The organism is Bacillus paramycoides (assembly GCF_038971285.1).
Classification (GTDB): Bacteria; Bacillota; Bacilli; order Bacillales; family Bacillaceae_G; genus Bacillus_A.
The window spans coordinates 956,399-974,261 of the sequence record NZ_CP152427.1; the positions used below are offsets into that span (position 1 = coordinate 956,399).

A 17,863-nucleotide genomic window follows, 5' to 3' on the forward strand; every position below is an offset into this window, starting at 1 on the left:
CTAAGTGAAGAGAATGAAAATAATATAAACTCATATTTTTCTGGGGTATGTTTATCTATCTTTATGAAATACCTATTCTACATTCTTCTTATAAATAACCCGCAATAATATAAGCGTCGCCCCTAAGTATTCTTTTCCTGTGAGTGCTTCAACAGTGAAAACGAAAGCAAAACCTGCGGAAAATACAGGTTCTGATGAAAAGATAAGGCCTATATGTGTATGAGTTGAAAAAGATGGATATTCTCATTCGATTATTGAAAGTTCGAATTTGAAGAAGATTGGTATGTAGTATGTACAAAAAAACGCCTATTTCATATAGGCGTTTTTTTGGGATGGGAAAGTTATTCCTTTTCAAACTGAAAAATATCCCGGTTAATAAGTTGGTGGAGATACTTATCCATTTCAGCAGCAGAAACTTTTCTTTCATTTTTAAACCACCATGCGCTTAATGAGGTGATTGCCCCTGAATAAAATTCAATGATTAGATCATTTGGCATCGTATGATTTTTGCGCAGTTGATGTAACGCTTCTATTTCTTGTTTTCTCGTTTCGTGACTTAAATACTGTGTCCGGTTAATGAATTGTTCATCAGACATTTGCGTCTCTAATATTTTACCGATTTCTTCATGGTGTAGAAATTGTTCCATCACTTGAAATGGTTTACTTAATCGATCTGAAACCGGTATTTCAGCAATCATCTTGCTGTATCGTTTAAATCCAAATGCTAATAAAGCATCTTTATCTTCGAAGTGTTTATAAAAGGTTGTTCGGTGTACCATCGCGCGGTCACATATTTGGTTAATCGTGATCGTACTATATTTCTGTTTTGATTGCGTCATTAATTCAAATAAGGAATCCCACAGTAATTTATGTGTACGTCTAATACGTAAATCAAGTTGTTTTTCATTATCGTTCATCTACAATTCTCCTTTTTTGTAGATTAAATATACAGTGGCTGAAAATTGATTCTCCCTTTTTAATCTACATATGTATATTATATTATATGTGTTTAGGTGTATTTAAAGTTTTTTTAGTAAGAAACAGGAGGAGAATTTGTAAATGAATATGACAACTAAGAGCCCTGCAAGTGGCAAAGTTGATACTTCTAATTTGAAACATACCCCCATTTTAATTGCATTACTTTTAGGGGCAATGGTTGCATTATTAAACGAAACGTTACTTGGTAATGCGTTAACAGTATTAATGAAAGAATTTGGTGTAACAGCTTCAACGATTCAATGGCTTTCTACAGCTTACATGTTAGTAGTTGGTGTTTTAGTCCCGATTACAGCGTTACTTCAGCAATGGCTCACAACGAGACAAATGTTTTTAATCGCTATGGTAACGTTTTTAGCTGGTACATTAATTGCGGGATTTGCGCCGACATTTTCCGTTTTATTAGTCGGCCGTATCGTCCAAGCGGTAGCGACAGGGTTAATTTCACCGTTATTAATGAATACGATTTTAATTATTTGTCCGCCTGAAAAACGTGGTGCAACAATGGGATTAATCGCACTTGTGATGATGGCAGCTCCAGCAATTGGTCCTACATTATCTGGAGTAATCGTAGACTCACTAAATTGGCGCTGGTTATTCTATATTGTTATTCCAATCGTGATCATTTCAATTATGATTGGTATGAAGTACATTCAAAACGTTTCCGAGTTAACAAGACCAAAAGTAGATTATCCATCAATCCTTTTATCGACATTAGGATTTGGAGGACTTGTGTATAGCTTTAGTGCATCGGGTGATTTAGGATGGTCTGATGCGAAAGTGTATGGCACTTTACTTGTTGGGCTTATCTCATTATGTATTTTTGCCGTTCGACAATTGAAAATTGAGAATCCAATTTTAGAATTACGCGCATTTAAAGTTCCGATGTTTACATTATCAGTTGGATTAATCGTCATTGTGATGATGTCATTATTTTCAACGATGACTTTATTACCGATGTTCCTGCAAACAGTGTTACTCGTTACAGCCTTTAAATCAGGAATTATCATGCTTCCAGGAAGTGTTATTAGCGCCATAATGGGAGCGATCGCGGGTAAACTATTTGATAAATTTAGTCCGAAAGTTATTATCGTTCCTGGTATTGTGTTAGTGGGGATTGCAATGTTCTTATTTAAAGGCATTACTCCTGATACATCAATGGTACAAATTATTGTCATGCATAGCGTATTAATGGTTGGACTCATGTTTGTCATGACGGCACAAACATACGGTTTAAATCAATTAACACCAGATTTATATCCACACGGAACAGCACTGTTTAGTACGTTGCAACAAGTAGCTGGCGCAATTGGTACGGCTATCTTTATTTCGAAAATGTCTTCAGGAACAGCTAGCTATATGGAAAGCTCCGCAAATCCAATGGATCCAGTAGAGAAGCTAAACGGTTTAACATCAGGATTCCAAGGTGCATTTGCACTAGGGTTAGTCTTTATCATTGTTGCTTTTATCGTATCGTTGTTTTTAAAAGAAGAGAAACAGGGAGTAGCGGCAGCGAGGGTTTTACAGAACGAGAATTAAGGTTCAAATAAAAAAGACATCTTTTCTAGGAAAGGTGTCTTTTTACATTTCTTTCGTAACATTTGTCTTGGATATTCTAATACAGAAGAATGATCGGTGTAATCTCAATGGAGGACACAATATAATCGTTAGTTTATTTGTATAAATGTTGTATGTTCAATGGCTTTCCTTTTTGAGGATGAATAACTATTGGGAATAACGATGTAAAGCTTTGCTAATGACTAAAAGGCCGATAATAAGGGAAAGTATTCTCATTATAAATTCGGCAACTAATAAATTACCCATAGCTGTCGATCCATCATACATTAATCCTATGATGATAATAGGTGCGATCATAATGATAATTCCAATTCCTATTTGAAGAAGTAAATTCACGTTTTTACTCAAGATAATCACCTCCAAAAAATATTACAAAACAAGAACATGGAAATTTTTGTATTATACATTTATTATACTGTGTCGAATTAAGGTTATGGTAATGTTTCTAAAATAAAAAGGAGGTGTCACATGGTCAAAAGATGACTCGTGGGACAGCTCCTTATAAGTAGTAATTAAAGATGATTCAATGATGTATCGATCTGGGGCGTCACCAATGTAGTTAAAAGGGTAACATGTTGTTAATGTTACATTTCCTCCGTAACATCATACCGAAGTAACTGCCCCTGATCATAAAACCTCTCAAAAATAATCCCCATTACATAGAAGAATACTAGCCCGAAACAAATATGAATGAGTGTAAAAGTAGCTCCAAATGAAGAGAATTCATACACGAGAATGGGCAATTTCGCAGTTGTCCAAACGCCTAAGAAAAATACGATGTACCGAATGCTTGCGCCTTTTTGTAAGAGTAGTGCTGCAATTGGAAAGGCGACGTAGAGAGGACCAGCTGCAATGCCTCCTAATAATAGAGAAAATAAGATTCCGTATATACCTGACTTTTCACCCATATATTTCATGAGCGTTTCTTTCTTCACCCATTGATCAAGCAATCCTACAAATAGTAGGACAGGAGGAAGGAGAAACAGCATATCTAAAATGCTATTTCCTGTTAATTGTAATGCGTTCCATCCTAAAGATTGATTTATAAAGGTTAAGGCAAAGAGTCCCAGTAGTAAAATGAAAAAGAAGCGATATCTTTTTAATTCCTTCATACCATCACCACCCAAATGATATAGGAGAATAGGAGGGACATGAGTAATGCAGATGCATTACGTGCGTAAGCAAAGCTTCGCCCGAATATCTTTTGTTCCATCGGTAATGTTGTAAGCCCTACTGACATGAGTGTAGACATAAGTGCCGCAACTTGAGGAAGGCCTGCGCCGTGTTGTACTAACGTATTACCAAGTGGGAACACGACGAAGCTTGGAATAAGTGCAACTGAGCCGAGTATTGCTGAATAAACAATGCCGATAAACCCTGATTGCTCCCCAATAATAGAAGAGATGAAAGACGGCGTTAATATAGAAAGCGATAAGCCAACGAAAAGCATAATGGAAAGCATCGCAGGTAGAAGATTGCGAAACATTTTCCACGACTTCACTAGAGCTTTTTTCGTCTTCGTGCGGTCCTTCATAAAAGAAATCCCCGTAAGAATAATGGCTAAAGTGTAAAGGATCACGCCGTTAATCATGATTGGATTCCTTTAAGTCTTTATATTTATCTAAGAAAAAGGATAAGTTCTTCATTTTTTCTTCAATATCCATTTGAAAGTCTACTAGTTGTTCCTTTCCAGCAGGTGTAATTTTGTACATCTTTCTCGGTTTGTCTTGATGATCTGTGCTTACATAAGATTCAATTGCACCTTCGTTTTCTAATTTTTTTAGTGTGCGATATAAAATGGCGCTATCGATTGGATTGACGGGAAGTTCTTCCTCGCACTTTTGCAGTAATTGTCCGCCGTAGTTATCGCCCTCAGCTAAAAATAACAAAAGAAATGCACCTGTATGTCTTCCTGTATGTTTCATGGATCTTCCTCCTAGAATGAATTACGATTAATACTGTTAATGATAGTATACTGTTATTAACAGTATATGGTGCAGGAAGTGTTATGTCAATTGTAAAAAGTTTAATTTTTCATAGTGGTTTTTAGCGCTTGTAAACTATCAATATGTATAGGCCCTGTAAATCCAAAAACACAAAAAAAGACACTCTCAAGAGTGCCTTCCTTTAGCAGCCGAATCCGCCGCCCCAACAGCTAGCCCCAACGATGATTAATAAAATAAAGAGTACAACTAGTAAAGCGAATCCGCCGCCGAAACCACAGCCTCCGCCACAAGTACCGCCATAGCCCATATTAACTCCTCCTTCCCTAAAGACCATTAATTAATGGATTTAATTCACTTTATGTTTTTACGGATAGACTTGAGCAGGTCCTTTTGAAAAATAAAAGGAGCTTAGATTTTAAAAGAGTTGACGACCTTATTTTTGTCACGAGTATTATGCTGATGACATATTGTATTTTATTCTGTGTATTGGGGGAAGGAGGATCTTTATGGCCAATTCTGAAATGATTTTACGATTACTTACGGATTTAAAGATTGAACAGCAAGCTTTAAAAGAGCAGTTGGAAAAAATACAAACAGCTGTGACTACTCTTGAAGAAAAATCAGCGATTGTGGAAGAACAACCAAAGACTATTGAAGAAAAACCAGCTGTTGCTGCTGCAAAGCAAAGAGCTCATTCTGGACACCCAACATCTTTTCGTGCTTGGAGAGCATCTGCTCAAAGGAACTCATAAAAATATAAGAAAAGAAGACATCAATTAAGATGTCTTCTTTTGCTTGTACAATCCAAATGCGATAAGAAGGTATATATCCATATTGCTTTAAAACTAAGAAGAAAATAACGATTGTCGACTCCTTTTTTAGTATAACATGTAATAGTAAATATTTTTATGTATTTTTGCATATATATAGATTATATAATTTGAATCGTATATATTTTAGTTGTCTGTTATTTGTTTTAATTCATTTATTTATATTATTTTTTGAGTGCCCCAGTGATGGGGCCTTTTTTTATAATTGTGTGAAAGTAGAAACCCCTCACACATAAGGAGGGGTTACATAACTAGGAAAATGATTATTAGTGTTTAATGAGAGGAAGGTCAGGATGTTGCTTCTGAATTTCTTCTAAATGATTTTCGTTTATTCCTTTTAAAGTTTGATCGAAAAAGCTAGTTACTAGTTTATTAATGAGCGTATAATTTGCGGCTACATCTTCGTCTGGTTCGTTAATAATAGGTGAAAATGCTGCTAAATCTGTAAAACTAGTATGATTTGTTTTTGGAATTACTACTGTGTATACACCAGGTTTTTCAATCGTCTTATTTCTTAAATAGGATATTTCCAATAATTCATTTTGGATTCCGGTTGTCTTTTGATTCTCCGCTTCTTTCATATAATGAATCGTAGCTTCAGCGTTCATCAACATGAATGGTTTCTGAGGACCATCTTTAGGCAACGGGTCTCCATACAATCCGCCGTCCATATCAATTGCAGCCTTAATACGCGTATCCTTTACTAACATTTGTGCGGAAGTTGCTCCGCCAAAAGAGTGACCGAACATTCCAATTTTGTTATATTCGATTAAGTCTGCAATCGTTTTAAAACTTTTATCGAAATTCCCCTCTATTACTTCGTTTAAAACAAAAGTAGTATCCTGTTCCCATTTTTGAACTATGGTATTTAAGGCAGTAGGAGTATAGTCAATTGGTATAGAGTCTATACGGTTTCCGTTAGGGAAAATCGTTGTTGCTGCGTATCCTGTGAAATTAAGAGCGATTACGACATAGCCTTGACTAGCTAATTCCTCTAATTGGAATGTATTTTGTTGAGCATATAATCCCATACCGTGGCCGAATAAAAGGAGGGGGAATTTTTCTTTAGCTTGAAGTGGCTTAGCATCTTGATAAGAATGTGTTTTTGTCAGCCCTAAATGTGTCGTTACGATATATGGAGCACCGTTTGTTACTGCCAATTGTTTAGCCAGCTCGTTTATGTTCTTAAAATAGGCAGAAGGGTTCCCTGATCCTTTTTCGGCAGGATAGTATACTTGTATCATTAACTCACGATTTCCATGACTATTTGGTACAGTGGTTTCTTTTCGATTTGTATCAATTAAATGAAACTCTTTCGTTCCTACTGTATATTTTCCAGTAGGCTCAGGGAGTGTTATGATCGGAAAAAGTAAAGGTAATGTAAACATTGCGATAGCAGTTACGATAATTCCTAAACCTTTTAAAACTTTCATCACTAACTTTTTAGAAACGGCTGTAGTTTTTGGTTTCAAAAAAACTTGTAATGTTAAAACGAACAATAAGAAATAGGCGGGGATCATACGCCAGTTTGCGCCAATTACAATGATGGTGGCAAATAAGAATGCATAATTAATCAGTAAAATGACTATATTTTTTTTCGTCAAACCTCGTTCGATAAAGATGGGAGTGATGCTAGATGCAAGCAATACAGCAACAAAAATGATTTCTAACATTTTTAGCTTTTAGCTCCTTTCCAAATCATATAAATATAGATTGATAATTTATAATCTTCTCAATTATATAACCATCATTGGCAATTGTATGCATGTAAGTACGTTTAGAATGTTTTTATATGTCATCTCAAGAAAAAGTACTCATACGAGTACTTTTTCTTAAATAAATTACTATTTATTTTTAAACCGTTCCCCATAAATGATAAACCATACCGAAAACAAAAAAAGCTAGTCCTACAAATAAAACGATTAAAGCAAGCATCCCGTTTTTATTATGCTCCATAAAGTCAGCTCCTTTTTAAGTTGTATACAAAAAGCCTTTCGTCATAATTATGGCTAAAGGCTTTGATCTTCATACTGTGTAGTTTATAAAAAAGTTGCACTTCTGTATGAATTTGGAATATGATTGTTTAAAGAGTAGGTGATGAGTACATGCAGGAAAGAAAACAATTCCCGCTTATCTCTGGAAATCTCTCATTAGATTTAGTGAATACAGAGTTAGTTAGGCGTGGACAACGTTATGATTTATTAATAACAGATGAAGATGTATTAGAATGGCTACATGTAATAAAGGTTAATCTTCCTTTTTGGAATGAAAAAACACTTATAGGAATTCAAGAGCGAATGAATCAAGTTACATCTAGCATACTAGAGCTAAGAGAATTACTGAGAAAACAGTTTGAGGCAATTGCCGATCAGCATGAAATTTCGGATGATTTTATTACGTATTTAGAAAAACAAATTGAGAAGGCACCATTTACATATAAAGTTATTGAACAGAGTTTAGTACCTATTCCAGTTGGAGAAATTGAGGATGTACTTGTATCGTTAATTGCGCTTGATGCTTTAACGTTAATAGCAGAAAATAAGCTTATTTCTCTTAAAAGGTGTTCAAATCCTGACTGTGTTTTATTATTTATAGATAAAAGCGGAAAACGAAAATGGTGTTCTATGAAAATATGTGGGAATCGAAAAAAGGTAGCAAAATTTCAAGTTCGAAAATCTGAAGAAGTTTAGGGAATCAACTTATAACAGTTGATTCTTTTTTTTGTACTTTTGAACTAACCTCTAAAATTAATATTGACTGGTTAGTTTGTTCAGAATATAATTATTGGTAAATAAAGGAGGAGAATGATGGATAATATAACAACAGCTAAGCAGAAAGAGGCTCAACCAATAAGTGTACGATATTTTGCAAAAATGAAAGGGAAAGGAAGAAGTCCGTTACAAGTAAATATAAAGGACTCTTTAACGGGATTATTAGGGGGATTTTTAACGATTCTTACCTTAACATATTTAACGAGCATAACTTCTACAGAACTACTAATGGCCCCATTTGGAGCGAGTTGTGTATTAGCGTTTGGAGTTTGGAATGCACCGCTATCTCAGCCGCGTAATATTATTGGAGGACACTTGATTTCAACTTTCATTGGTCTATCAATATATCATTTATTTGGGAATGAGTATTGGACAATTGCTTTAGCAGTGGGTATGTCGATTGCTATTATGATGTTAACAAGAACAACGCATCCTCCGGCAGGGGCTGATCCAATTGTCGTTATTTTAGGAGCATACAGTTGGAGTTATTTAGTAACGCCGGTTTTAGTTGGTTCCCTTGTTATTGTAGTTATTGCTTTATTTATTAATAATATGAGTAGTAAAAGGAACTATCCGACTTTTTGGATATAATTTATAAAGCGAAAAACAATTTGAGTAAGTATGTCGTTTTTACTATGTTTTAATTTTTATATAGAAAAAAGCCTTTAGTCGTAATTATGACTAAAGACTCCATTTCTCAAACTTTTTAATTTAAAGAGAAAAGACATCCTAAGGTGCCTTCCTCCGACTTGAACCATCTTAATTTTAATAATATGTATTGGACTCCCAACCGAATATTATTCTACCATCAGAACGGAATTTTGTGTTAACTTGTACAAAAAGTTCATTTTTTCGTTTTGGGGTAATTCTGAATTCTTAAGTTGATGGGCATGTGGTGCTACCCCACATCCATCAACTTAAGGATTTTGACTATTCTTGAAATTGAAAGTGCGTTACTATTTTCTTATATTAATGAGAAAGGGTGACGTGCTTTTTATGAATATGCATCAAAAACAAGAATTGTCTTTATTTGCCGAAGAGTTGTATAGATATATGTCTCCCGCTACACTTAATCGATTAGCTATAGAAGCTGGCGGAATGAAACGAAAACGTAAGTGCCATGGGCACCATTTTCTATCTTTGTGTGTATGGTTAAATCAACAAATCGCTACTACCTCTCTTACTCAACTTTGTAGTCAATTAGAAACCTCAACAGGGGTTTTGTTAAGTCCAGAGGGACTTAATCGACGCTTTAACTCAGCTTCGGTAGCCTTCTTTCGAACTGTATTTACTACACTTCTACAAGCTAAGATTGGAGGGTTATCTAAGATTTCTCATTCTCTTTCTGCTTACTTTGAGCGCATTCGCATCCTTGATTCTACAACCTTTCAAGTTCCAGATCGATTCGCATCTACTTATCCTGGTGCCGGAGGATGTAGTCATAAAGCTGGTATAAAAATTCAATTAGAGTATGACTTGTTGAGCGGAGAATTTCCTGATGTGAAAATTGAACCAGGAAAACGAAGTGATCAGGCATATGGTGCAACTCGAACAGGCATGATACAAAAGAATGAACTATATATTCGTGACTTAGGATACTTTCGTTTACAGGACTTTAAGTCTATCCAAGATAAGCAAGGATATTATTTATCACGTCTTAAATTACCAACTAAAATATATAGGAAAGAATTCGAAACAGTGGTATTTAAAACAAAACCTGCTCAATTGAGACCCGTATATATACAAATTCATTTAGAAGATATCATGAAACAATTACAACCTGGTCAAGTGTATGAGTTACATGATGTATATGTAGGGAGTAAAGGCAAGTTGCCTACTCGCATTGTGGTTTATAGGTGTACGGAGGAGCAAAAACAGAAACGCTTACGTGATCGAGCTATTCGCGAAAAGAAAAAAGGGATTACATATACAGAGCGTACGAAACTCTTACAAGGAATTACGGTATATATGACAAACATTCCTACGGAATGGGTGCCAAAAGAGAAAATCTATGATTTATATTCATTGCGTTGGCAAATTGAGCTGTTATTTAAAATATGGAAATCTTGGTTTCAAATTCATCGTTGTAAATCTATTAAACAAGAGCGACTAGAATGTCACCTTTATGGACAACTCATTAGTATCCTATTATGTTCTTCTACTATGTTTAAAATGAGAGAACTTCTGTTACGTAAGAAACAGAAAGAGCTAAGTGAATATAAAGCGATGTACATGATTAAAGATTATTTCTTACTTTTTTATCAAGCATTACATAAGAACACCCAAGAATTATCAAAGATTCTTCTTCGTCTGTTTAACCTCCTACAGCGAAACGGACGAAAATCCCACAGATATGAGAAAAAAACGGTCTTTGATATTTTGGGCGTTGTTTATGAGTATACCACTTCAATCCATCAGGTAGCATAGTTATAGTAAAAAAATTGAAACCCGTCAGGGTTTATTTGATATGCCTACTTTTATGATATCTATAAAAGATAATAAAAAACTACATGGAAAGATCAGTTTTTGTATAAACATATAGTTTAAGTTGATGGATGTGTGGTGCTACCCCATATATATGTTTAAAGATTACTTTCTTCTTCTTTTCCAAGCTATACAGAAAGACACCCAAGAGCTATCAAAGATTCTCATTCGCCTGTTCAACCTCCTACAGCAAAACGGGTGAAAATCTCATCGATATGAGAAGAAAACAGTCTTTGATATATTAGGTGTCATTTGCAATTACCATGTCTGATAATCAAGCGGCTTAATTCAAAAAAATAAACCCGGTAGGGTTTGTTTCGTATGCAAATCTTTAAAGCACCTACATATAGGATTTCGAAAAAAGAAATAATCTCGGTTATCGTTGACGTTATATGAGCTTAGCTTGATGCGATGTGGCGGGCCCCCATTTTCCACTTTAATTTATGGAATTCAGTATTTGACGCAAATAACTTCTTCTAATAATAAGGTAGTAAACTATTTGTACACTAATAAAGCTCGTGAATATGAGAATAGAATTCCCTGCAATAGGTAAATCTATATGCCTGCTCTGCGCTAAAAATCTTATTGCCAAGAAGGCTACGCTACTGTGAAGAACAGAAATCACAATAGGTATAAAAAATAATATGCTAATTTGTTGGGTTACAATTTTTTTTATTTCTCTTTTAGTTAACCCTAATTTAGAAAGCATTTGGAATTGGCTTTTATCTCGATCTAAATCTGTAAATAAACGGAAGTATAAGAAACTAATTGTAAATATAAAAAATACAACTCCTACTAGTACACTAAGAATAGATAGTATCGCATTCACTTGTTTACTTTCTAACCATTTTAATACCGGAGAATCAAATATAAAAGGTCGATATGCGTTTGTATAATCATTTGGAATTATCTTTGTAAGTTTTTTAGCCACATCTGCTGTTTCATACATGTTTTTAATTAAAAAACGATAGTCTATATATTGATCGACCTCTGCTTCTCCTAACTGTGTATTTAGTATTGTTTCGTACATTGAATCCGAAACAACGACAGAAAAATTATCAGATGGGCTGATAATATTATCCATTAATATTTTATTACTAGAAAATTTATAATTCATATTACCGTGTTCCAGTGTAAGAGATGAAGACAGTTTCTTTAATTTCTCTTGAGGAGCTACTCTCAGATACATTTTTGATGGCAGGATAAGACTGTCTGTTTCCTTATTTAACGTTTCTGCTGGGTATCCTAGTGTTTTGGCAGTTGCGTTGTAATCAGTCAGTTTCATAATTGGTGTTGCATGACTTGTTGTATTAAAAGCAGTAGAAATTACTAATTTATATGAGAATCCATCATTATGTAGTTGTTGCTCTATTTGAGAAATATGAAATGCATCCTCCTTGTTGTGTTTAAATGATTTATATTCAAATGCATAAGGACTGTTAACTTCCGCTAATGCGCCATTTCCAATAGAAAGACAAGTACCAATAGAGGTAAAGGCAACTGCGGAAAGTACACTTACTAAAAAGAGTGTTCTTGCGTTATCTGTCATACGATATGTTAACTCTGAAATCATTAACATATTGGTTTTTTTAAAGAAAGTGTATTGACGATTTTTTAATATTTTAATGACATAAAAGCTTAGCTGAGTAAATAAAAAGTATGTTCCTAATACAGTTAAGAAAACACATAGTAATAGAACATATATCTCAATTCCTTTTCTTAATGCCATATCCAAATAAAATGCTGAGACATATCCAATGCAAATAAAAAGAATTGAGAAGAAAGTTAGCCATTTAGATGACTTTGGTTCCGTTTTTGGTTTTTCTTCAGATTTCATGAGTTCAATTAGCTGTGATACCTTCATTATTCGTACAGTGAAAAAAGTGACAAGTATAAATAAAATAAAAAACATAAGAGATGTCACTAAAATTGCCTTAGTAGGAAAATGAAATGGAAGCCCACCTTTTAATAGGAAAAGGGAACCACTTATCAGTAAGATTAATTTTCCAAAAACTAATCCAAGTCCAATTCCAACAATAATTGCAGAACATCCAATTAGCATATTTTCCATGAAAATTAGCTTTTTTAATTGTGCGTTAGACATGCCATGGAGTAATAAAATCCCAAATTCCTTCTTCCTTGTTTTTAAAAACATAGTAATAGAATATAGAATGAAAAAGAAGGAGAAAAATACAATTAGATATTGAGCAATTTTAAATCCTTTTGTACTTAACGAACTCATGGTCTCACTGGTCGATACAAGATTTCCAGTGAAATTAGGATGAAATGCAAGCAATTCAAAAGTAAATAGAATCATCACGGCAAATGTACTACTCAAAAAATGTCCAAGGTATAATTGTTTATTACGAGTGACATTATTATATACAAGCTGACGAAAATTCATGTTAATTACCTCCTAGTGAAGATAGTACATCTGTAATATCTTTGTGAAATTTTGAACGATTGTCACCGCAATAAATTTCATTATAAAAAGATCCATCTGTAATGAAGATTACTCGATCACAGTAACTCGCGGCCACTGGATCATGTGTCACTAGCATCATAGTTACTTGTTGATCTTGATTTAATTTCTTAAGGAGTTCCATCACATCATTTGCTGTTTTTGAATCTAAATTTCCTGTTGGTTCATCTGCTAATATTAATTGAGGAGAATGAATGAGGGCACGAGCAATGGCGGTTCGTTGAGCTTGTCCTCCTGAAATTTCATAGGTTCTTTTATTTAAAATCTGTTCAATCCCCAGTTTTTTAGAAATAACTTCTACTTTGTTGTTCATTTCATTCAAACTTACATTATCTAATGTAAGTGGTAAAACAATATTCTCTTTTACAGTTAGCGTATTCATGAGGTTAAAGGATTGAAAGACAAATCCTAGTTCGCGTCTTCTAAATAATGCTAAATCATTAGAAGATAAACAATGAGGATTTTTTTCGTTAATACATACTTCTCCTGATGTTGGTGCATCAATAGTAGAAATCATATTCAGTAAAGTTGATTTGCCACTTCCTGATGCTCCCATAATTCCTACAAATTCTCCTTTTTGTATTGTCAAATCAATATTGGACAGAGCTGTATAAGATACTTTTCCTGTATTATAAATTTTACTTAAGTTACGGACTGTTAATATACTCATAGTTGTTATCTCCTATTCTTTTATTGGCTATATATAATTTAATCTAAAGTATTATAGTCCTCATATTGAATTGTCTTACATTTACCTTACAAGCATGTAAGATTTCTATCTTTTAAGAGAATTGTTTTAGAAGAGGTTGAAGATCTAACTCACCATATTTACAGTGTATAACGTCTATTAAATTAAAGGAAGGAACCTATCATATTTCCTAATAGGTTCCTTTTTTAATACAAAAATTTCAAATATATAGAGTTATGCTTCGAATCGTTTGCGTTTTCATAAAGGTCTTATAAAGTTAAATTTCTTGTTTTATTTTAGCTTAATATTGATAAGGTACTAGCATCCCATTTTTTATTATTCAAATTAGAATAAATATCTACTTTCGTTTAATAGGCAATGCATAATAGCCAAAAGCTAAATCCAGTAAGGAACTGGCTTCTTGACGCAGTAACAGGTCTTTCGGACGGAACATAAAAGATCCGTCAGCATTGATGGAAGTATCAGGGTCTAGAATTCCTTGGGAGGCAAGTGCTTGAATAGATTGGACTGCCCAATCATCTGCGGTATCAAGTAATTTAACTTTACTAGATTTATCATTTTGAATCATTTTCAAGTCTTGAATTTGCTTTACGTTTTGAATCATGGTTGCTGCGACCTGTCGTGTAATCGGGGTAGCACGATTATACTCTGGAATTCCATTCATCATTTTTTCCCTTGCCTCCTTGGATTCGTCCGGAAAACCGTTCCATCCGTGAGCAAGTAACAGTGTATCCGCAAATTCTCCTTGTGTCATGGTGTCCATCGGATTAAATAGATTATCTGTTTTAGCACCCATAATATTTAGAGCATGAAGATTATCAATGTGACTTCTATATTTATTCTTTAGTGGCACGTCATCAAAAGGTAGTTTGTTGTTAATTTTCTGAGCATCTGCTACAAAATCAAGGCTTTTAGGAGAGGTGCAGTGAAAATATGTGATTTCTCCTGCTGAATTCTTTTTGAAAGCAACTTTGTTACCTTCCAAATCTTCAAATAACAACGGATGAATCATTTTCAGAACTTGTTTTCCAGTTGTTCCACCCTCCATGACCAAATTCCCATTTTCATAAGTAAAATGAGTGCGAATTGCAAAGAAACGCGTATTTTGGAATAAGCCCAAGTATTTCTGAGCTTCTTTTTCTTCTAACGGAAGATAACTTGTTTTTACTTCATTCTTCTTAGCGGGGAAATAGTGATCCATGAGAGCTTCATATATGTCTATACTCATCATTGAATCATTATTGTAAGACATGAAGAATGCTGTTTTTTGTTCAGGCACTAAAATCAGCAGTGATTGATGCCCAGGCATACTTCCACCTTTCATTACAACATGTTGACCGTTAGCAAATTTATTAAAAGGCGTTTCAAATCCAATTGTCGCAACAGGGACTGTCTTATCATCAAAAACTTGATAGGCATGCATCATATCTATGCCTTTTTTACTTACAATTTCTTTGTCTTTAAACGTTCCTTTCTGTAGTTGCATAATCATGTATTTTGACATGTCTTCCGCAGTAGATAAAATGCCTCCTTGTGGTGTATCCCTTAAACCGCTCCCGCTTGTTGGAATCGGATCACCTGTGGGACCATAATGTGTAGCCATTCTTTTGAGGAGGTCAGGCGTAAAGCTCATACTCGTAGATTCCATATCTAATGGTTTGAAAATATTTTTTTCCATATATTTTGAGAAAGGGGTGTTAGTAGCATTTTCTACTGCAAACCCTGCGAGCGCAAATGAGACGTTGTCATACGTATAAGCTTCCCCTGGTGGCCGTATCACCGTTGGCATGTGCTTAGAGAAAAATTCTTTCATTGGTATACTATTATGAACGTATTCGGGTCCAGTTATATTTGTGAGATCCGGAAAATCTACCCCGCTAGTATAAGTAAGCATATCAAACAGGGTGAGAGGTTTCCTTGTTTGATTAGGAATTTGTAATCCACCAAGGTATTTTTGTACATCTTGATCTAGTTTAAGCTTTCCTTTATCGACTTGCTGCATCACAGCCAAAGCAGTAAAAGTTTTTGATACTGAAGCGATTTGAAAGACCGTGTCCTTAGTGACGGGAATTTTCTTTTCTTTATTGGCATATCCATACCCTTTATTGACAACGACCTTTCCATCATGAACGACGACAAAACTAGAACCGTTCACATTATACTTCTTCATTTTTTCTTCAAATAACGGATCAGCAAAAGATTCTATTTCTTTTTTATTATTAGGTCCTTCCATCGTTTGAATATTAGTCGAGGATGCTAATGGTTTTGATTTTTCAGCTTCTATTAATTGTTGGGAACATGCAGAAATCATTGTTGAAGAAGAAAGAAGAACTGCAACGATCCCCAGTTTGTTAATTGCTTGTTTCATTTTGAACGCTCCTTTATTTAATTAGGATTTTTTGTTAGCTCAACGAGTTAGTGACTCACTAGCTTATGAACAGAGTGTAACAAGCGGCGAGTCATAGTAGATAGTGAACTTCTGTCATATTTATAAAGAAAAACAAAAATTGAGTGGATGAGGCTGTATTGATAGTTATGTCATAAAAGTCATGACATTTTGACACTAACGTATGTGACAGAAAAACCCTTAGAATCAAGGAGCAGTTTATTACCCATTAATAATAAATGAGGAGGGGAGAGCTTTATTGTGTATGTTAAAAAATATAATGAGGCGTGAAAGGGGAAATAGGTATGATCTATTTATTAAAAACAAACCAGTAATAATAGTGGTTCTTCTAGGATTAACATACATGTGGAAAAAGAGGAATTTATCGTTTGTTAGAATACAATGGCATTTGTGAAAAAATAATTAGCAAGATAATTACAAGTGTAATATTAAACTTTTAATAGAGATGATAGCTGTGTGCTTAGTATGAAACAGTTAACAACCATCTACACAATATGATTAGAGGAAAGGGAGAATCTTATGAGAACAAGTAAGCAAATTACGAGTGAGTCTGATCAAAATGTATCTAGTTCGTTACAAACAAATACTCCACGGGATCGTACTTCCGTCAAGAAAGCAATGCGGGATACACTACAACTTGGATATCCAGGGATACTCGCTACAATTTATAAGGGTGGAAAAACGTGGAGTTATGCCGCTGGTATAGCAGATCTGAGAACCAAGAAACCAATGAAAACAGATTTTCGCTTTCGCATTGGCAGTGTGACGAAGACATTTATTGCAACAGTTCTACTTCAATTGGCTGGAGAGAACCGCTTGAATCTAGACGACTCCATCGAAAAATGGTTGCCTGGCGTTATTCAAGGAAACGGCTATGATGGTAACCAGATTACGATTCGGCAGATATTGAATCATACAAGTGGGATTGCTGAATACTTAAAGTCAAAAGACTATGATATTATGGATACAAAAAAAATGTATACGGCCGATGAATTAGTAAAGATGGGAATTTCTCTTCCCCCAGATTTTGCCCCAGGTAAGGGCTGGTCTTATTCAAACACGGGATACGTAATATTGGGTATCCTTATTGAAAAAGTAACTGGAAATAGCTATGCAGAAGAGGTTGAAAATCGGATTGTTGAACCGCTCGAATTGTCGAATACATTCCTACCTGGTAATTCAACTGTTATCCCAGGTACCAATCATGCCCGTGGATATGAAAGATATGACGGAGAAAGGGAGCTAAAAGACGTTACTTATTCTTACCCAGGTAACTCCGATGGAGATATAATTTCTACTGCTGATGACTTAAACAAATTTTTCTCTTACTTGCTTAGTGGAAAATTACTAAAGGAACAGCAACTAAAACAAATGCTTACTACAGTTCCTACAGGAATAGCGGGAATTGATAATTATGGTCTTGGAATCTATGAAACTAAACTTCCAAAAGGTGTCTCGATATGGGGACATACAGGTGGCAATCCAGGTTTTAGTACTTTTGCCGGAGGCACAATTGGAGGCAAGCATACATTAGCCGTTAATTTGAACAGCATTAAAGCTAATAGTCCTGATCTTTATAAAAATATTTTACTTGCTGAATTTAGCAAGTAGGCAAAAAGGAAAAATGGATAAACTTTGTCATAGTTTTTATAGCGGAAAA

At 34.6% G+C, this 17,863-nt stretch carries 16 protein-coding genes and 3 pseudogenes; 7 read left to right on the forward strand and 12 right to left on the reverse strand.

The window, feature by feature from the left end; all coding sequences use genetic code 11:
- Nucleotides 1-72 precede the first annotated feature (72 nt).
- Nucleotides 73-231 (reverse strand): annotated as a pseudogene (locus AAG068_RS04865) (EamA/RhaT family transporter); the annotation flags it as partial.
- Between the two features lie 110 nt (nt 232-341).
- Complete coding sequence (locus AAG068_RS04870) at nt 342-917, reverse strand: TetR/AcrR family transcriptional regulator (RefSeq protein WP_342718366.1); 576 nt, start codon at nt 915-917, stop codon at nt 342-344.
- A 142-nt stretch (nt 918-1,059) separates the two neighbouring features.
- Here AAG068_RS04870 and AAG068_RS04875 point away from each other — a divergent pair, with 142 nt between their 5' ends.
- A complete protein-coding gene (locus AAG068_RS04875) occupies nt 1,060-2,535 on the forward strand; it encodes an MDR family MFS transporter (protein WP_342718367.1) in 1,476 nt (491 codons plus the stop codon).
- A 186-nt stretch (nt 2,536-2,721) separates the two neighbouring features.
- On the opposite strand, the gene AAG068_RS04880 is transcribed toward AAG068_RS04875, so the two are convergent.
- From AAG068_RS04880 to AAG068_RS04905, 6 genes and pseudogenes are all read right to left on the reverse strand, one after another.
- A complete protein-coding gene (locus AAG068_RS04880) occupies nt 2,722-2,922 on the reverse strand; it encodes a hypothetical protein (protein WP_060489065.1) in 201 nt (66 codons plus the stop codon).
- A gap of 156 nt (nt 2,923-3,078) precedes the next feature.
- A pseudogene (locus tag AAG068_RS04885) lies at nt 3,079-3,162 on the reverse strand (class D sortase); the annotation flags it as partial.
- Nucleotides 3,159-3,686 carry a permease gene (locus AAG068_RS04890; protein WP_342718368.1) on the reverse strand — a complete coding sequence of 176 codons (528 nt, stop codon included), beginning with the start codon at nt 3,684-3,686 and terminating at the stop codon, nt 3,159-3,161. The pseudogene AAG068_RS04885 and the gene AAG068_RS04890, both read right to left, overlap by 4 nt.
- Entirely contained in the window at nt 3,683-4,165 is a 483-nt protein-coding gene (locus tag AAG068_RS04895) for a hypothetical protein (protein WP_342718369.1), read from the reverse strand. The genes AAG068_RS04890 and AAG068_RS04895 overlap by 4 nt, the downstream gene beginning before the upstream one ends.
- Nucleotides 4,158-4,499, reverse strand: coding sequence for a PadR family transcriptional regulator (locus AAG068_RS04900; protein WP_342718370.1), 342 nt, complete (start codon nt 4,497-4,499; stop codon nt 4,158-4,160). The genes AAG068_RS04895 and AAG068_RS04900 overlap by 8 nt, the downstream gene beginning before the upstream one ends.
- A gap of 202 nt (nt 4,500-4,701) precedes the next feature.
- The gene (locus AAG068_RS04905) at nt 4,702-4,827 is read right to left on the reverse strand and encodes a YjcZ family sporulation protein (RefSeq protein ID WP_000540385.1); all 126 of its coding nucleotides are present in this window, start codon (nt 4,825-4,827) and stop codon (nt 4,702-4,704) included.
- Between the two features lie 199 nt (nt 4,828-5,026).
- Between AAG068_RS04905 and AAG068_RS04910 the strand changes: the two genes are divergently transcribed.
- Nucleotides 5,027-5,272 carry a hypothetical protein gene (locus AAG068_RS04910; protein WP_048526481.1) on the forward strand — a complete coding sequence of 82 codons (246 nt, stop codon included), beginning with the start codon at nt 5,027-5,029 and terminating at the stop codon, nt 5,270-5,272.
- Between the two features lie 344 nt (nt 5,273-5,616).
- On the opposite strand, the gene AAG068_RS04915 is transcribed toward AAG068_RS04910, so the two are convergent.
- Nucleotides 5,617-7,023: an alpha/beta hydrolase family protein gene (locus AAG068_RS04915; protein ID WP_342718371.1), complete on the reverse strand. Its 1,407-nt coding sequence runs from the start codon at nt 7,021-7,023 to the stop codon at nt 5,617-5,619.
- Between the two features lie 432 nt (nt 7,024-7,455).
- Here AAG068_RS04915 and AAG068_RS04920 point away from each other — a divergent pair, with 432 nt between their 5' ends.
- From AAG068_RS04920 to AAG068_RS04935, 4 genes and pseudogenes are all read left to right on the forward strand, one after another.
- The gene (locus AAG068_RS04920; protein WP_306187202.1) at nt 7,456-8,040 is read left to right on the forward strand and encodes a CGNR zinc finger domain-containing protein; all 585 of its coding nucleotides are present in this window, start codon (nt 7,456-7,458) and stop codon (nt 8,038-8,040) included.
- Nucleotides 8,041-8,157: 117 nt separating this feature from the next.
- Nucleotides 8,158-8,712, forward strand: a complete 555-nt coding sequence (locus AAG068_RS04925) for an HPP family protein (RefSeq protein ID WP_166703696.1) — start codon at nt 8,158-8,160, stop codon at nt 8,710-8,712.
- A gap of 405 nt (nt 8,713-9,117) precedes the next feature.
- Entirely contained in the window at nt 9,118-10,548 is a 1,431-nt protein-coding gene (locus tag AAG068_RS04930; RefSeq protein WP_342718372.1) for an IS4 family transposase, read from the forward strand.
- 145 nt (nt 10,549-10,693) lie between these two features.
- Nucleotides 10,694-10,892, forward strand: a pseudogene (locus AAG068_RS04935) (IS4 family transposase); the annotation flags it as partial.
- A gap of 149 nt (nt 10,893-11,041) precedes the next feature.
- Here the strand turns inward: AAG068_RS04935 and AAG068_RS04940 are convergent.
- From AAG068_RS04940 to AAG068_RS04950, 3 genes are all read right to left on the reverse strand, one after another.
- Nucleotides 11,042-13,009: an ABC transporter permease gene (locus AAG068_RS04940; protein ID WP_342718373.1), complete on the reverse strand. Its 1,968-nt coding sequence runs from the start codon at nt 13,007-13,009 to the stop codon at nt 11,042-11,044.
- A 1-nt stretch (nt 13,010) separates the two neighbouring features.
- A complete protein-coding gene (locus AAG068_RS04945) occupies nt 13,011-13,757 on the reverse strand; it encodes an ABC transporter ATP-binding protein (protein ID WP_342718374.1) in 747 nt (248 codons plus the stop codon).
- Between the two features lie 376 nt (nt 13,758-14,133).
- Nucleotides 14,134-16,164 carry a serine hydrolase gene (locus tag AAG068_RS04950; protein WP_342718375.1) on the reverse strand — a complete coding sequence of 677 codons (2,031 nt, stop codon included), beginning with the start codon at nt 16,162-16,164 and terminating at the stop codon, nt 14,134-14,136.
- 558 nt (nt 16,165-16,722) lie between these two features.
- On the opposite strand from AAG068_RS04950, the gene AAG068_RS04955 reads away from it, so the two are divergent.
- Entirely contained in the window at nt 16,723-17,814 is a 1,092-nt protein-coding gene (locus AAG068_RS04955) for a serine hydrolase domain-containing protein (RefSeq protein ID WP_342718376.1), read from the forward strand.
- Nucleotides 17,815-17,863 lie beyond the last annotated feature (49 nt).

Bases quoted from the DNA above. Each gene is read 5' to 3' on its own strand.
- AAG068_RS04890 (WP_342718368.1), bottom strand. From the start codon at position 3,686: ATGAAGGAATTAAAAAGATATCGCTTCTTTTTCATTTTACTACTGGGA.
- AAG068_RS04950 (WP_342718375.1), bottom strand. From the start codon at position 16,164: ATGAAACAAGCAATTAACAAACTGGGGATCGTTGCAGTTCTTCTTTCT.
- AAG068_RS04910 (WP_048526481.1), top strand. From the start codon at position 5,027: ATGGCCAATTCTGAAATGATTTTACGATTACTTACGGATTTAAAGATT.
- AAG068_RS04875 (WP_342718367.1), top strand. From the start codon at position 1,060: ATGAATATGACAACTAAGAGCCCTGCAAGTGGCAAAGTTGATACTTCT.
- AAG068_RS04900 (WP_342718370.1), bottom strand. From the start codon at position 4,499: ATGAAACATACAGGAAGACATACAGGTGCATTTCTTTTGTTATTTTTA.
- AAG068_RS04940 (WP_342718373.1), bottom strand. From the start codon at position 13,009: ATGAATTTTCGTCAGCTTGTATATAATAATGTCACTCGTAATAAACAA.
- AAG068_RS04870 (WP_342718366.1), bottom strand. From the start codon at position 917: ATGAACGATAATGAAAAACAACTTGATTTACGTATTAGACGTACACAT.
- AAG068_RS04905 (WP_000540385.1), bottom strand. From the start codon at position 4,827: ATGGGCTATGGCGGTACTTGTGGCGGAGGCTGTGGTTTCGGCGGCGGA.
- AAG068_RS04925 (WP_166703696.1), top strand. From the start codon at position 8,158: ATGGATAATATAACAACAGCTAAGCAGAAAGAGGCTCAACCAATAAGT.
- AAG068_RS04930 (WP_342718372.1), top strand. From the start codon at position 9,118: ATGAATATGCATCAAAAACAAGAATTGTCTTTATTTGCCGAAGAGTTG.
- AAG068_RS04915 (WP_342718371.1), bottom strand. From the start codon at position 7,023: ATGTTAGAAATCATTTTTGTTGCTGTATTGCTTGCATCTAGCATCACT.
- AAG068_RS04895 (WP_342718369.1), bottom strand. From the start codon at position 4,165: ATGATTAACGGCGTGATCCTTTACACTTTAGCCATTATTCTTACGGGG.
- AAG068_RS04945 (WP_342718374.1), bottom strand. From the start codon at position 13,757: ATGAGTATATTAACAGTCCGTAACTTAAGTAAAATTTATAATACAGGA.
- AAG068_RS04920 (WP_306187202.1), top strand. From the start codon at position 7,456: ATGCAGGAAAGAAAACAATTCCCGCTTATCTCTGGAAATCTCTCATTA.
- AAG068_RS04955 (WP_342718376.1), top strand. From the start codon at position 16,723: ATGAGAACAAGTAAGCAAATTACGAGTGAGTCTGATCAAAATGTATCT.